Source organism: Paracoccus sp. JM45 (genome assembly GCF_003590715.1).
Classification (GTDB): Bacteria; Pseudomonadota; Alphaproteobacteria; order Rhodobacterales; family Rhodobacteraceae; genus Paracoccus.
This window is the reverse complement of record NZ_QQVY01000004.1, coordinates 132,707-145,554: the sequence shown is the minus strand read 5'-3', so window position 1 is coordinate 145,554 and position 12,848 is coordinate 132,707. Positions and strand designations below refer to the sequence as shown.

General features: G+C 59.5%; 16 protein-coding genes. 8 read left to right on the top strand and 8 right to left on the bottom strand.

What is annotated here, in order from left to right:
- Window positions 1–11 precede the first annotated feature (11 nt).
- Entirely contained in the window at window positions 12–200 is a 189-nt protein-coding gene (locus DWB67_RS08185) for a hypothetical protein (RefSeq protein ID WP_119807048.1), read from the top strand.
- Here DWB67_RS08185 and DWB67_RS08180 read toward each other — a convergent pair.
- Complete coding sequence (locus tag DWB67_RS08180) at window positions 166–837, bottom strand: hypothetical protein (RefSeq protein ID WP_182911529.1); 672 nt, start codon at window positions 835–837, stop codon at window positions 166–168. The two genes, DWB67_RS08185 and DWB67_RS08180, sit on opposite strands and share 35 nt — an antisense overlap.
- 74 nt (window positions 838–911) lie before the next feature.
- On the opposite strand from DWB67_RS08180, the gene DWB67_RS08175 reads away from it, so the two are divergent.
- Complete coding sequence (locus tag DWB67_RS08175; RefSeq protein ID WP_182911528.1) at window positions 912–1,328, top strand: DUF4174 domain-containing protein; 417 nt, start codon at window positions 912–914, stop codon at window positions 1,326–1,328.
- A 70-nt stretch (window positions 1,329–1,398) separates the two neighbouring features.
- Here DWB67_RS08175 and DWB67_RS08170 read toward each other — a convergent pair whose 3' ends face one another.
- The 6 genes from DWB67_RS08170 to DWB67_RS08150 form a co-directional block, all read right to left on the bottom strand.
- On the bottom strand, window positions 1,399–3,444 hold the full coding sequence (locus DWB67_RS08170) for an acetyl/propionyl/methylcrotonyl-CoA carboxylase subunit alpha (protein WP_119807045.1): 2,046 nt from the start codon (window positions 3,442–3,444) through the stop codon (window positions 1,399–1,401).
- Between the two features lie 95 nt (window positions 3,445–3,539).
- Window positions 3,540–3,752: a hypothetical protein gene (locus tag DWB67_RS08165; protein WP_119807044.1), complete on the bottom strand. Its 213-nt coding sequence runs from the start codon at window positions 3,750–3,752 to the stop codon at window positions 3,540–3,542.
- A gap of 75 nt (window positions 3,753–3,827) precedes the next feature.
- Window positions 3,828–4,067, bottom strand: coding sequence for a hypothetical protein (locus tag DWB67_RS08160; RefSeq protein ID WP_119807043.1), 240 nt, complete (start codon window positions 4,065–4,067; stop codon window positions 3,828–3,830).
- Between the two features lie 127 nt (window positions 4,068–4,194).
- A complete protein-coding gene (locus DWB67_RS08155) occupies window positions 4,195–4,617 on the bottom strand; it encodes a hypothetical protein (protein ID WP_119807042.1) in 423 nt (140 codons plus the stop codon).
- An 87-nt stretch (window positions 4,618–4,704) separates the two neighbouring features.
- Window positions 4,705–4,860, bottom strand: coding sequence for a hypothetical protein (locus DWB67_RS18015; protein ID WP_182911527.1), 156 nt, complete (start codon window positions 4,858–4,860; stop codon window positions 4,705–4,707).
- 205 nt (window positions 4,861–5,065) lie between these two features.
- Window positions 5,066–6,598 carry an acyl-CoA carboxylase subunit beta gene (locus DWB67_RS08150; RefSeq protein ID WP_119807041.1) on the bottom strand — a complete coding sequence of 511 codons (1,533 nt, stop codon included), beginning with the start codon at window positions 6,596–6,598 and terminating at the stop codon, window positions 5,066–5,068.
- A gap of 166 nt (window positions 6,599–6,764) precedes the next feature.
- On the opposite strand from DWB67_RS08150, the gene alr reads away from it, so the two are divergent.
- From alr to DWB67_RS08120, 6 genes are all read left to right on the top strand, one after another.
- The gene (gene alr / locus DWB67_RS08145) at window positions 6,765–7,781 is read left to right on the top strand and encodes an alanine racemase (protein ID WP_119807214.1); all 1,017 of its coding nucleotides are present in this window, start codon (window positions 6,765–6,767) and stop codon (window positions 7,779–7,781) included.
- Entirely contained in the window at window positions 7,778–8,542 is a 765-nt protein-coding gene (locus DWB67_RS08140; RefSeq protein ID WP_119807040.1) for an ABC transporter permease, read from the top strand. The genes alr and DWB67_RS08140 overlap by 4 nt, the downstream gene beginning before the upstream one ends.
- Window positions 8,539–9,243 (top strand): ABC transporter ATP-binding protein, encoded by a 705-nt coding sequence (locus tag DWB67_RS08135; protein WP_119807039.1) that lies wholly within the window; start codon window positions 8,539–8,541, stop codon window positions 9,241–9,243. Before DWB67_RS08140 ends, DWB67_RS08135 begins: the two co-directional genes overlap by 4 nt.
- A 153-nt stretch (window positions 9,244–9,396) precedes the next feature.
- On the top strand, window positions 9,397–10,473 hold the full coding sequence (locus tag DWB67_RS08130) for a PhoH family protein (protein WP_119807038.1): 1,077 nt from the start codon (window positions 9,397–9,399) through the stop codon (window positions 10,471–10,473).
- Window positions 10,466–10,960 carry an rRNA maturation RNase YbeY gene (gene ybeY, locus DWB67_RS08125; RefSeq protein WP_119807037.1) on the top strand — a complete coding sequence of 165 codons (495 nt, stop codon included), beginning with the start codon at window positions 10,466–10,468 and terminating at the stop codon, window positions 10,958–10,960. The genes DWB67_RS08130 and ybeY overlap by 8 nt, the downstream gene beginning before the upstream one ends.
- Complete coding sequence (locus tag DWB67_RS08120) at window positions 10,960–11,901, top strand: hemolysin family protein (RefSeq protein ID WP_119807036.1); 942 nt, start codon at window positions 10,960–10,962, stop codon at window positions 11,899–11,901. Before ybeY ends, DWB67_RS08120 begins: the two co-directional genes overlap by 1 nt.
- Here DWB67_RS08120 and DWB67_RS08115 read toward each other — a convergent pair.
- Window positions 11,898–12,848: an alpha/beta fold hydrolase gene (locus DWB67_RS08115; RefSeq protein WP_119807035.1), complete on the bottom strand. Its 951-nt coding sequence runs from the start codon at window positions 12,846–12,848 to the stop codon at window positions 11,898–11,900. The genes DWB67_RS08120 and DWB67_RS08115 overlap by 4 nt on opposite strands.

Sequence of the window (12,848 nt, the reverse complement as noted above, 5' to 3'; positions counted from 1 at the left end):
GGGGGTATAACATGCCACAGCCACGCAAAGACCAAAGCATTCCGAACATCGCGAAGTCGCAGCCTGCGCCCGAACGCCGTCCCGAACAAAGCGCCCGCCCCGAGGCGAAGAAGCCCGTGCTGAGCCGTGCCAATGAAATTGTGCGTGCCATCGGCCTGCGCCCCATCACCGGCCTCTCGGGTCCGAAGATCGGCTATTGATCGCATCCAGCTGATCCTGCATCTGTTCCAGATCATCTGGAAGCTGCCGGTTCATCATGGCTATGGCCGCAGCTTCATCGTCATCCAGCATCTTTTCGACAGCCTCGGCCCCGCCACGCAGGCATTCCGTCAGGACACGGATGGCCTGAATGCCGCTGTTATAGGTTTCATCCATCAGTGACAGATAATCCGCCATCATCTGCGCGGCCCGTTCACGGCCATCGGCGGGAATATTGCGCAGGTCGGTAGCCAATGCGCCCATGATCGACAAAAGCCGGTAATAAATCACGATCGGGTCGATGACCGGTGCGGGCAGGATGTGCAACTCGCTGATCACCGCCCCGAAAATCCGGTCATTGGCCTGTTGGGGCAAGGTCGGGACGAAATCTCCCGAATGGATGCGGGCAATCAAATCCTCGGCGTCGGCAGGTGACGGGCTTTGCTGTTCCAGCGACACGACATGGGCCCGTATTTCAGCCAACAGCGCACGTTGGATATCTGCCTCACGCTCTTGGCGGATGCGGGCGTCGCGGCGGCGGGTCTGCCATGCGACAACCACCCAGCCAAAGGATAGAAACAGACCGGCGATCATCGCCTGCTGTGATTGCGGGCTTAAATAGGCATCAAGCGGCGGCATCGCAGCCTCGGGGGTGGAAAGGGGAACCCTTACGGTTGTTCAGGCGTAATCTTGCAGAGCCACAGGAGAAATCGATGAAACAGGCCTGCCTGACCGCGCTGCTTCTGGCGTCTGCACCGACCATGCTGCCTGCTGACACTTTGCGCAGTGGATCGTCCACCTTACGCATCATGCCGATGCAGACCGACACGTTGGATAACTTGCAATGGCAAGCGCGCCCCGTCGTCGTGCTTGGCACCGGCCCCGAGGTCGAAGCGCAGCTGGACGCCCTGCGAACCGAGACCACCGAACTGGTCAAACGCCAAGTCGTCGTCCTGACAGAAGGCCCGGGTGCGGCAGACTTGCGCGACCGTGTCGGATCAGGGTTTGCTGTCTTGCTGATTGGCAAGGACGGGTCGGTCAAGCTGTCGCAAACGACGCTGGTTGATCCGTCACAAATCATCGGTTTGATCGACACTATGCCGATGCGCCAGCGCGAAACAGGGTCGTGATCCCTGCCCGAACGGCCCCGTTGCGCGCAAAACTGCACGACGGACGACCATATGAAGGGCAGGGCGGGTATCATTCGAATTCCATGATAATATCATCAACCCGCAGGCTTTCGCCCGCCGCGGCATTCACCGCTTTCACCACGCCTTTGCGTTCTGCCCGTAAGATGTTTTCCATCTTCATCGCTTCGACAGTGGCCAATGCCTGACCTTCCTGCACCTCGTCGCCTTGCGCCACATTAATTTTTACGACCAGACCCGGCATCGGGCACAGCAGGAACTTCGATGTGTCGGGCGGTAGTTTTTCCAGCATCAAACGCGCCAACTCAGCCGCGCGGGGACGCCGGACATAGACTTTAAGGTCGGCACCACGACTGCGTAGACGGAAACCTGCAGCGATTTTATCGACCTTCAGAACCAGCTTCTGTCCCTCAACTTCTAGTCGCGCCAAGGATTGTCCGGGCAGCCATTCGCTTTCAACGCGGATGTTACGGTCGTTCAGGTGGACATCCGCGCCGTCGTTATCAGCCTCGACCCGGACCTTCCATTCACGGCCTGCTGTGAAAACCACCCAATGCTCGCCAACGCGGCGTTCATGGTTGCCAAGGCGACCGGTGATGCGGGTATCGCGGATTTCCGCGACCCGGTGCATGGCTGCCGCCGCCGCTGCGATACGTTCCATCGCATCATCTTCCAGCGATGCGCCCTGAAACCCGTCCGGATATTCTTCGGCAATGAACGCCGTGGTGATATTGCCCGCGGCGAATTTTGGGTGATCCATCACCGCTGACAGGAAGGGCAGGTTGTGACCGATGCCCTCGACCTCGAATTCGTCCAAGGCGACGCGCATGCCCTGGATCGCCTCGGCGCGGGTGGGGCCCCATGTGCACAGCTTGGCGATCATCGGGTCATAGAACATGCTGATTTCGCCGCCTTCGAATACGCCGGTGTCATTGCGGACCGCCGTGCTGCCATGCGCGATGCCTTGGGCCAGCCACTTGCCGGATGTCAGCATCGGACCTGCCGCAACCTCGGACGGGGGGCGATAGCGTGACAGCCGCCCGATGGACGGCAGAAAATTGCGATAGGGGTCTTCGGCGTAAAGGCGGCTTTCCATCGCCCAGCCGTTAATCTTCAGGTCGGACTGTTCGAAGGGCAGCGGATCGCCCGCCGCGACGCGGATCATCTGTTCGACCAGATCGACGCCGGTGATCAGCTCGGTCACCGGATGTTCGACCTGAAGGCGTGTGTTCATTTCAAGAAAATAGAAGTTGCGGTCGCCGTCGACGATAAATTCGACAGTGCCCGCGCTGGTGTAATCGACCGCTTTGGCAAGCGCCACGGCCTGTTCGCCCATCGCGCGGCGGGTCGCCTCGTCAAGGAAGGGCGAGGGGGCTTCCTCGATGACCTTCTGGTTGCGGCGCTGGATCGAGCATTCGCGTTCGTGCAGATAAATTGCATTGCCGTGGCTGTCGGCCAGCACCTGAATTTCGATATGGCGGGGTTGGGTGACGAATTTTTCAATAAAAATCCGGTCATCGCCAAAGCTGCTGGCCGCCTCGGATTTTGAACTCTCAAATCCTTCGCGCGCTTCATCGGCATCCCATGCGATCCGCATGCCTTTACCGCCGCCGCCCGCACTGGCTTTGATCATGACCGGATAGCCGATCTGGTCGCTGATCTTTGCGGCCTCATCCGCATCGGCAATCAGACCCATATAGCCGGGGACCGTGCTGACCCCGGCTTCCTGCGCCAGCTTTTTCGAGGTAATCTTGTCACCCATCGATTCAATTGCGCCCGAAGGCGGGCCGATAAAGACGATGCCTTCAGCCTCTAGCGCCTCGGCGAACTTGCGGTTTTCGGACAGGAAGCCATAGCCAGGGTGAACAGCTTCGGCCCCCGATTGGCGGATGGCATCCATGATCTTATCGATGACGATGTAAGACTGGTTGGCGGGGGCGGGGCCGATGTGAATCGCCTCATCCGCCATTTTGACGTGCAGGGCGTTGCGGTCCGCGTCCGAGTAGACCGCGACTGTGGCGATGCCCATCTTGCGCGCGGTCTTGATGACGCGGCATGCGATCTCGCCCCGATTGGCGATCAGGATCTTTTTAAACATGGGCCTCCCCCGGGGCGAAACATAAAAAAACCGCCCGAAGCATGGTGCTTCGGACGGTATTCAGAACCGGTCGCGCCTTTGCGCGGATCAGGTGCTTATTGGCAAAGGCGAACGTCGTCGCACAATGCGCCGGCTGCGCCGCCGATGGCTGCGCCTTTGATGACATTAGTGCCACCAACGCTTGCGACGGTCGCGCCGACGCCTGCACCGATAAGGGCGCGGTCAGTGTCGGTCGGGTTGATACCCTGCGTGCACCCGGCGATTGCTGTGGTGCCGACCAATGCTGCGATAGCAAGGAATTTGGACATGGTGAAAACCCTTTTGATTGGTTGGCCGGCGCATGGGATGCGTCCGGCCCGAACGGTATAAAAAGACCGCAGAACTTAGTAGCGGCGCTGGCAAACGCCCGCGTCGTCACAAAGTGCGCCAGCTGCGCCACCCAAGGCCGCGCCGGTTGCGATGTCTTCGTCAAGTGCTTTTGCGATGACTGCACCTGCAACAGCGCCGCCAGCAGCGCGCTGTGCGTCGGGCGAAAGGCCGGTCTGCATGCTGGAATCACAAGCTGCCAGGCCCAGAACCAAGGCCGAGACACCGCCGATACGAAGGATGATGGATTTTTGCATGAGAGACTGCCTGTCTTAAGAGGCCGATTTACGGCCGGTTGTAGATTTAACCCGATTATCCCACACTGGACCCCCACGTCAAACTGACATGCATGTGACTTCAAGGGGTTCAGCGTCAAATCGCGCATTAGTCGTCGATCCCGTCCCCGTCTTCGTCCCCGTCGTCCCAATCCATGTCGTCCCAATCGAATGCGGGCGGCGCGTCTTTGGCGAAAAGTTCGGGGAACGAGGCTTCGGCCAGTTCCATATCGATCTGCAGCAACTGGTCGTAATCGGCGGGATCGAATTCACCCACCGGCTTGACTTCGCGGTTGATCAGCCATGACAGGCGTCCCGCGTCCAGATTGCCGCGTTCGAAGGGCTGGTCGCCAAAATGGGAGATCAGTGCCGAAAGAAACCCCGCATCGGCACGACGGTCGGGCGCACGGCGGTCGCGGAACCGCTCTCTCTCGGTGATGGGGGTGGCACCTTTCTTGCGGTTTTCCCGCCGGATGGTGAACTGGTGGTCGGATCCGGGCAAACGCCCCGGAAAGCCGCGATGCTTTAGCATGGCATGGCCCCTTTGCTGTGATGCACGGGGGCGGCGGCTGCGCGCGGGCAGGCAAACCGCCCGCGCACGATGGTCGGACGGTTCGTCTTAGCCGAATTTGCCCTGATAGACAGGCTCGGTCGTGACGGGGTTTGCAACTGGTGCTGCGGGCGCGGTCGGAACATAGACGTCAGCAGGCTGCTGGCGCTGGCAAGCGGCGAATGCGGAAACCAGCACGAGGCCGAGGATGATTTTTTTGGACATGGAGAAACGCTCCTGTAAAGCGGACGCTGATGCGACCTTCTGCTCGGGTTACGGCCCGCTTGTTTGGTGGCGGACCTGCGCGCGATGATACAATCGGCGCGGTGGTTCAGACAGGTATCGGCCATCGGCGAACCGAAACTGGGCGCGCCCTGTGGCCTTGCTGCATCATTCACGCGTTTGTGCATCACCGCTTGATCCCCGTTCCTTACAGCGGAATGTTGTCGTGTTTTTTCCACGGGTTGGTCAGTTTCTTGCTACGAAGGCTAGCAAAAGCCCGTGCAATACGCCGACGGGTGGAGCGTGGCTGGATCACCTCGTCGATGAAGCCTTTTTCTGCGGCGACGAAGGGATTGGCGAAGCGATCCTCGTAATCCTTGGTGCGGGCCGCAATTTTTTCAGGCTGCCCCAATTCGCTGCGATACAGAATCTCGACCGCGCCCTTGGCCCCCATCACAGCAATTTCCGCCGTGGGCCAAGCATAGTTGAAATCGCCGCGCAGGTGTTTCGAGGACATCACGTCATAAGCGCCGCCATAGGCCTTGCGGGTGATAACAGTAACCTTGGGCACCGTCGCCTCGCCATAGGCGAACAGCAGTTTCGCGCCATGCTTGATGACCCCGCCATATTCCTGACTGGTGCCGGGCAAAAAGCCCGGAACATCGACCAGCGTCAGGATCGGAATTTCGAATGCGTCGCAAAAACGGACAAAACGCGCGGCCTTGCGGCTGCTGTCGATGTCCAGACAGCCCGCCAGCACCATGGGCTGGTTGGCGACGACACCGACGCTTTGCCCCTCGATCCGGATAAAGCCGATCAGGATATTGGCGGCAAAATCTTTCTGGACTTCGTAGAAATCACCCTCATCCGCGATCTTGGCGATCAGCTCTTTCATGTCATAGGGCTGGTTCGGATTGTCCGGGATCAGCGTGTCGAGGCTGGGCTCGATACGCGCGGGATCATCGAAGAAGGGGCGGGTGGGCGCACGCTCGCGGTTGTTCAGTGGCAGAAAATCGAACAGGCGGCGGATTTCGGTCAGGGCCTCGACGTCATCCTCGAATGCGCCATCGGCGACGGATGATTTCTTTGTATGGGTGCTTGCACCGCCCAGTTGTTCCGCGGTCACGACTTCGTTCGTGACGGTCTTGACCACATCCGGGCCGGTCACGAACATATAGGACGTGTCCTTCACCATGAAGATAAAGTCGGTCATTGCGGGTGAATAAACAGCACCGCCCGCGCATGGCCCCATGATGACGCTGATCTGCGGCACCACGCCCGATGCCATGACGTTGCGCTGGAAAACCTCGGCATAGCCCGCAAGGCTGGCGACACCTTCCTGAATGCGCGCGCCGCCCGAATCATTCAGACCAATGACCGGCGCGCCGTTCTGCATCGCCATATCCATGACCTTGCATATTTTCTGGGCATGGGTTTCGGACAGGCTGCCGCCGAATACGGTAAAATCCTGGCTATAGACATAGACCATCCGACCGTTGATCGTGCCCCAGCCCGTGACCACGCCATCACCATAAGGTCGGTCAGCCTCCATCCCGAAATCGGTGGATCGATGGGCAACAAACATATCGAATTCTTCAAAGCTGTCTTCATCGACCAGCAGATCGATGCGTTCACGTGCTGTCAGCTTGCCGCGCGCGTGCTGTGCATCGATGCGGCGTTGACCGCCACCAAGGCGCGCTTCTGTACGCCTACGCTCAAGCTCTTGCAGAATGTCGGTCATGGTCGCCCCTTGATAACATCCGACCACGCTAGCCGGTCATAATCACGCCGCAAAGGAAAATCGGGAATATTTGCAAACGATCGATCATAAGGTGAATGCAAATTGCGAAATTGCAAAACGCGCCAACCTCTTGACCTTATGCGGGCGGAAAGGCACTTCATCCGGCATGGGTTTGCACATCGATATTTCGGCCATTACGGCCAATTGGAACGCGCTTGCGGCGAAAGCCCCCGGCGCGCGGGTCGCAGCGGTCGTCAAGGCCGATGCATATGGATTGGGTGCCGCACGGGTCGTTCCGGCGCTGTATCAGGCGGGGGCGCGTGATTTTTTCGTGGCGCTGGCATCCGAAGGGCGGGCGATCCGGCCTTTGCTGCCTGCCGATGCAACGATCAACGTCCTGTCCGGCCATATGGAGGGTGAAGATCTGACGGGTCTGGTGCCTGTCCTGAACAGCCCTGCACAGTATTTCCGTGATCGCGCCATGCGGCCAGGCCAGCCCTTTGCTATCCAGCTGGACACCGGCATGAACCGTCTGGGGATGGAGGCCGCCGAATGGGCCGCCGTCCGCGCCGAGGTTCTGGCCGAAGGTCCCGCCTTTATCATGTCGCATCTGGCCTGCGCGGATGAACCCGACCACCCTGCGAATGCCGCGCAATTGGCTGCGTTCCGCAAGATGACCGAAAGATGCAATGTCCCGCGGTCGCTGGCCGCGACGGGTGGCATCCTGTTGGGGCCGGATTACCATTTCGAGATGGTGCGTGCGGGTATCGGCATGTACGGCGGCCTGCCGTTTGCAGATGCACGTCCCGCAGTCGATCTATCCTTGCGCGTGATCCAGACCCGCGACGTGAAGGCGGGCGAGATGGTCGGCTATGGCGCCACATGGCACGCGGAACGTGACACGCGGATCGCAACCGTCGATGCGGGCTATGCCGATGGTATCCTGCGGGCGCTTTCCAGCAGCGGTGCCAAGATGTTTGCAGGCGGGGTCGGCTATCCGATCGTCGGGCGCGTCTCGATGGATCTGATCACTGTGGATGTGACGGAGCTGGATGTCGTGCCCGACCGGATGCATCTGATCTGTGACCAGCAGCCCATCGACCGTTTGGCCGATCTGGCAGGCACCATCGGATACGAGATTCTGACCGCCCTTCGCCAGCGTTACCAGCGGACCTATCGGTGACCCCAATCCGGTCTGTCGGTCGGGTTGCCCTGCGGCTGGTGCGCGGGATTGGCGCGGTGGCGATCTTTGCCGCCAAGGGATTGGGCGGTCTGCGCCCGTTTCCGGCCCGCGCGCTGATGATCCAGTTGATACAGATCGGCTGGCTGTCTTTGCCCGTGGTCGGGCTGACGGCGCTGTTTACCGGTGCGGCCCTTGCCCTGCAGATCCATTCGGGCGGCGAACGCTTTCAGGCGGGCGATGTGGTTCCGGCCATTGTCGCCATCGGCATGGTCCGCGAACTGGGGCCGGTTCTGGGTGGCCTGATGGTCGCGGCACGGGTCGCCAGCAGCATAGCCGCCGAAATCGGTACCATGCGGGTGACAGAACAGATCGACGCTTTGGTCACCCTGTCCACCGATCCGGTTCGCTGGCTAGTGACCCCACGCCTATGGGCCGCAATCCTGTCCTTGCCTGTGCTGGTCGCTGTCGGTGATATCATCGGCATCATGGGCGGCTGGATGGTGGGAACCGGATCGCTGGGGTTCAATTCGGTCACCTATATCGCCAACAGCTGGGCCTATCTGGAGTTTTGGGACGTTGCCTCTGGCCTTATCAAGGGGGCGGTGTTCGGGTTGATCGTAGCCACCTCAGGGTGCTGGTTCGGGATGCATTCATCACGCGGTGCCGCAGGGGTAGGGCGGGCCACGACCGGTGCGGTGGTTGCTGCTGCCGTCGGTATTCTGGCCGCAAATTTTGCCCTGACCGGATTGTTTTTCAAATGATCACCATCCATGACCTGTATAAATCCTTTGGCACCAAGCAGGTTCTGTCCGGCGTCGATCTGCAGGTGGAACAGGGCGAGAGCCTTTGCGTGATCGGACAATCTGGAACAGGCAAATCGGTACTTCTGAAATGCATCCTTGGCCTGACGACACCTGATCGCGGGCGTATCACGTGGCAGGGTCAGCCGTTGGACCGTAAGGCGTTCATGGCAGGCTTCGGAATGCTGTTCCAAGGGGCCGCGTTGTTTGACAGCATGTCCGTCTGGCAGAACGTCGCCTTTCGCCTGCGCCAGCGTATGTCCGATGCCAAAGCCCGCAACATTGCACTGGATAAACTGGCGCGTGTTGGTCTAGACGCGGGCGTGGCCGATCTGATGCCTGCCGAATTGTCCGGCGGCATGGCCAAGCGCGTTGGCCTTGCACGGGCAATTGCGGATGATCCGTCGGTGATTTTCTTTGACGAACCGACAACAGGGCTGGACCCGATCCGTGCCCGCGCAATCAACACCCTGATCCGCAGCATCGTTACCGAAACGGGTGCCATGGCAATTACGATTACCCATGATATGGAATCGGTCCGCGCGATCGGCGACAGGGTCGCATTATTGCAGAATGGCCGGATTATCCACGACGGCCCCGTCGCAGAAATGGATCACGCGACGGCCCTTGCGGATTTTCTGGGCGGTGGGGTGGCGAAATAGCTGATGAATGCCAATATCAGATGCAACTTTTGCGCACCTTGGCCAGTTTTGCATGAATCGACAGCAGATTTGCCGCTGGTGCGCCCAACATCGACTTGTGCGAATCCCCGCGGCTCGCCACCATGAAACCAGCCGTCTGAGCAGGAGAAGAATTTGGGTCTTTCCCCAACGCCCCCCGTCACTGCCCCCAAAGCCGAAACCTTGCTGGAATTTCCAGACAACCGGCTTTTAATCGATCTTTGCGGCGCGAATGATCAGCATCTTGCACGCGTCGAGGAATCCCTTGGTGTGCATATCCTGCGACGTGGGAACCAGCTGGCAATCGTCGGCGGTCCCGAAGCACAGGCCGAAGCTGCCCAGATCCTGAACGGTCTTTACGCACGGCTGGAACAGAACCGCCCCGTCACCTCGGCCGAGGTGGATGCAGCCTTGCGCATGGGCATCGACCCCGAAACCGATGTCACAACGGTCGAACAGATTGAAATGTTCGCAAAGGGCAAATACGAACTGCGGACCCGTAAAAAATCGGTCGAACCGCGCACCGATGCCCAGAAAGCCTATGTCCGTGCCCTGTTCGAAAACGAACTGGCCTTCGGTATCGGCCCTGCAGGCACCGGCAAAACCTATCTGGCGGTTGCGGTCGGTGTTACCATGCTGATTCAGGGTGAGGTTGATAAGATTATCCTGTCGCGGCCCGCGGTCGAGGCAGGCGAACGTCTGGGCTTTCTGCCCGGCGATCTGAAGGAAAAAGTCGACCCCTATATGCAGCCACTCTATGATGCGCTGAACGACTTTTTGCCCGGCAAACAGATGCAGAAACTGGTCGAGGAAAAGCGGATCGAGATTGCGCCGCTGGCCTTTATGCGGGGCCGTACCCTATCGCGCGCTTTCGTGGTGCTGGACGAGGCACAGAACGCCAGTTCCATGCAGATGAAGATGTTCCTGACCCGTCTGGGCGAAGGGTCGCGCATGGTCATCACCGGTGACCGCACGCAGATCGACCTTCCGCGCGGGATGCAATCGGGACTGGTTGACGCTGAAAAGATCCTGAACAACGTCAAGGGGATCAGCTTCAGCTACTTCACAGCCGATGATGTTGTGCGCCACCCGCTTGTCGCGCGGATCATCAAAGCGTATGACGCCGAGGAAATCGCGGCAGTCTCGCGTGGCAATTCAGAGGAAGCGCGGGGGCAATATGTTCCCCGCCGGGCAACAAGACACGATGTCTGACGAAATAACCGTCGACTGCGTCATAGAAGACGACAGATGGACCGCCGCCGATCTGGAAGGATTGGCGGCAAAGGCAATCACAGCAACGCTGGAATGGCTGGAAGCAGCCGGCGAGGTTGTGGTCATGGGCTGTGACGACGCTCGAATTTCGGCGTTGAACGCGGATTTTCGCGGTAAACCCAAAGCGACAAATGTGTTATCATGGCCATCAATGGAACATGAACCGCATGAACCGGGTGAACGCCCCGATTTGCCGGATGATGAGGAATTAGGCGATATCGCCATCGCCTTCGAGACCTGTCAGGCCGAAGCCGTGGCGCAGTCCAAACCCTTTGACCATCACGTCATCCATTTGCTGGTCCATGCGACTTTGCATCTGATGGGTTATGACCATCTGAACGATCCTGATGCCGAACTGATGGAAGCATCAGAGCGTTCGATCCTTGCAACCATTGATATTCCAGACCCCTACCGGGAGACAGCCTGATGAGCTCCGAAGCCCGATTACCCGACTATTCCGTCGAGGATTCACAGCAATCGCTGCTGGACCTGACGGAAGCCGAAGAACGCGATACGCCTAATCGCGGATTTTTCGGACGGGTGTTCCACGCGCTGACAAATTCGGAAAGTCAGGAAGAAGAGGAAGAGGACGAGGATGCCCACCATTCGGGCAAGCCGGGCCTTCTGAACCTGCGGCGGATGCGCGTCGATGACGTCGCCATTCCCAAGGTCGAAATCATTGCCGCCCCCGCGAACATCACGCTGCCCGATCTGGTCGAGATGTTTCGCGAACACGGTTTTTCCCGTATTCCGGTCTTTCGCGGTACGTTGGACAGCCCGCTTGGCCTGATCCACCTGAAGGATTTGGCCTTGAAGCACGGATTTGGCGAAGGCGGTAAATTTACCCTGCGCCCGATGCTGCGGCCTTTGCTCTATGTCCCCCCCTCGATGCCGATCGGTGTGCTGCTGCAACAGATGCAGCAAAAGCGGACGCATATGGCCTTGGTGATTGACGAATATGGCGGGGCGGACGGCTTGGTGACCATCGAGGACCTGATCGAACAGGTTATCGGGGAAATCGAGGACGAACACGACGAAGTCGAAGGTGGCCTTTGGGTTCACGAAAAGCCCGGCCAGTGGTTCATTCAGGCCCGCGCCAGCCTTGCCGATATCGAAGCGGAAACCGGCCTGCATCTGCTTGATGCCGAGGTCGACGAAGAGGTTGATACCCTTGGTGGCCTGATCTTTATGCTGGCCGGTCGTGTTCCCTTGCGGGGCGAGGTGATCAGCCACCCCTCGGGTGCCGAGTTCGAAGTGGTCGAGGCTGATCCACGCCGCCTGAAGCGCATCCGTTTGCGGATGCCCAGTGTCGCCACGCCGTCGAACCTGCCGGTCGGAAAGCGCAACGATTCCAACCGCGAGGATTAACTGGCGTGGGCCCTGAAATGGGCCAGCGTTGCTTTAAAAAACTGTTCGCGAAGATCCGGTGTTTCCAGCATAACCTCATGCTTGGCACCGGAAACCATCATCAGCTCGGCGTTAGGCCATTTCGCCACGCGATCATGGATCGCCTGCGGTTGGACAATCTTTTCCTCGCTGCCCAAGGTCACTAGCGCGGGCAGGTCTGGCGACCCAAGACGCTCGATTCGCGCGCATTCGGTCAGCGCCTCGCCGACCCAATGAAAGCTGGCACCGCCGATGGTCAGTTCGGGCCAATGGGCAGCTTCGCGGGCAAGACGGGCCCATTCGTCGATGTCATGCGTCAGAAGATTGGTGTTGAAACCTTCATCCAGCGCATAGGTCGACATGGCACTGCCACTGCCGGGCACGGCCAACCCGCCACGCCCCACGCGGCTTGCCAAATATGACAGGCTAAGTGCCGGCCCGCGACTGAACCTGTGCAGATTGATGCCCCACATCGGCGCCGAGAAGACCGCGCTTGTCACCGGCAACCCGTGATGGAGTGCCGCCAATCCGATACAACCGCCCATCGAATGCGCCAACAGATGCCATGGGCGCGGCAGATCGGCGTCCTGTGCGGCCGCGACCAGTTTTCGCACATCGCGCTGATAGTCGGAGAATTTATCGACATGGCCGGGCAGGGGATCATCCTGAAGGCGGTCGGACAGGCCTTGTCCACGCCAGTCGATGGCAAGGACGTGATAGCCCGCATCGGTCAGTCGACGGGCAACCGGTGCGTATTTTTCGACATATTCGGTACGACCCGGAAACAGAAGGATACTGCCTTGCACGTAATCGCTGTCTGTTTTCCAATGGGCAAGCCGCAGGCGCTTTCCATCATCTGCCTGAACAAAGAACGCGCTGGCCGGGGTCAGCGGATCATCGGGAAGCTGGTGAAAGGGCGCCTGCTGCAT